We start from the raw sequence: 1092 nt of genomic DNA, 5'->3' as shown, positions 1-1092 counted from the left end.
ACACGGAAGTTAAGCTCTTCAGCGCCGATGGTAGTCGGGGGTTTCCCCCTGTGAGAGTAGGACGCCGCCAAGCTTTTTTATTTTATCTACCATGTTTTTGTTTATGAAGCTTATAATATTCCGCAGTAGCTCAGTGGTAGAGCTATCGGCTGTTAACCGATCGGTCGTAGGTTCGAGTCCTACCTGCGGAGCCATTGCTTCCATAGCTCAGCAGGTAGAGCACTTCCATGGTAAGGAAGAGGTCAGCGGTTCGAGCCCGCTTGGAAGCTTATCTAAATACGTTGATCTGAAGCAGTTTCCGCATGTTATGGAACTGTTATTTTTTTATTTGGATCAGTAAAAACTGTTACTGATTGCAGCAGTTAAGGTATAGGTGTTTAAAGCGCGCTTTCTGATGAAGTTAGCCTTGCTTCAATGATTCAAAGAGATTAACATAATTAATTGTTAAACGGTATTGACTTTTATCAAAACCTTGATATAATTACTTTTGTCATAATGAGCAGTATGTTTAGATTGATCTGCGGGTTATACCGTTTGGATTTTTACTGAATAAATAATAATACAGTTTACCGCTATCTGAGGCTGTATTCTGGCCATGCTTTACATTTTTACTTGCGGAAGTAGTTCAGTGGTAGAACATCACCTTGCCAAGGTGGGGGTCGCGGGTTCGAATCCCGTCTTCCGCTCCATTTTATCCCAACGGGATATTGTGATATTAATTGCGCCCGTAGCTCAATTGGATAGAGCGTTTGACTACGGATCAAAAGGTTAGGGGTTCGACTCCTCTCGGGCGCGCCATAATATTTTTAAAAATCGGGAAGTAGCTCAGCTTGGTAGAGCACATGGTTTGGGACCATGGGGTCGCAGGTTCGAATCCTGTCTTCCCGACCATTCTCAAACTTTAAAGATAATATACTGGTTTTCTTTTTCTCTCTTTTTTTAAAAAAATGCTTGATTTATAGAGAGACACCGTGGTATATTATTAAACGTCGCTGATGAACAGCAGACAACAACAAAAAGCTTCGGAAACAACTTGAAAAAAGTTGTTGACATAAAAGAAGCTGAGTGGTAAGATAATAAAGCTGCTTCAAC

General features: G+C 41.3%; 5 tRNA genes and 1 rRNA gene. All 6 read left to right on the top strand.

Annotated features, from left to right (window positions below):
* Window positions 1–73, top strand: a 5S ribosomal RNA gene (gene rrf, locus SB847_RS22615); the annotation flags it as partial.
* A 46-nt stretch (window positions 74–119) separates the two neighbouring features.
* Window positions 120–194: transfer RNA gene (locus SB847_RS20440), tRNA-Asn, on the top strand.
* 2 nt (window positions 195–196) lie between these two features.
* Window positions 197–269: transfer RNA gene (locus tag SB847_RS20435), tRNA-Thr, on the top strand.
* Between the two features lie 345 nt (window positions 270–614).
* Window positions 615–689, top strand: a tRNA-Gly gene (locus SB847_RS20430).
* Between the two features lie 32 nt (window positions 690–721).
* Window positions 722–798 (top strand) — tRNA-Arg (locus SB847_RS20425).
* A gap of 16 nt (window positions 799–814) precedes the next feature.
* A tRNA-Pro gene (locus SB847_RS20420) sits at window positions 815–891 on the top strand.
* Window positions 892–1092 lie beyond the last annotated feature (201 nt).

The organism is Bacillus sp. SIMBA_026 (assembly GCF_046535335.1).
Lineage (GTDB): Bacteria > Bacillota > Bacilli > Bacillales > Bacillaceae > Bacillus > Bacillus velezensis.
Note: the sequence above shows the minus strand (reverse complement) of the source record. Positions and strands in the feature narration are given on the sequence as shown.